The 201-nt window shown below is 48.3% G+C and carries 1 protein-coding gene; it reads left to right on the top strand.

Annotated elements, in window-relative coordinates:
* Window positions 1-201: helix-turn-helix domain-containing protein (locus AABK37_RS42530; protein ID WP_432557343.1), on the top strand; the 201-nt coding region annotated here is incomplete at both ends.

The following is a 201-nucleotide window of genomic DNA, read 5'->3' as shown; positions in this document are numbered from 1 at the left end:
CAATGGCGTAGTCGTTGGTTAGGCGAGTTGCCGCGACTGACAGCCGCAGAAGTTAGTGGAGTGAGTGACTTTGAACTGCTATTAATGATAGAGGAAGTACTTTGGGATCAACCGCGAGAGGGTGCACCAGTAAAGTTTAGTGCCGAGCAGGTTACTCAGATCATAGCAATAGCTTGTGAAAAGCCAGAAGCCTCAGGATAT

Source organism: Tolypothrix sp. VBCCA 56010 (assembly GCF_050875635.1).
Lineage (GTDB): Bacteria > Cyanobacteriota > Cyanobacteriia > Cyanobacteriales > Nostocaceae > Hassallia.
The sequence above is the reverse complement of the archived record's forward strand: the minus strand, read 5'-3'. Positions and strand labels throughout refer to the sequence as shown.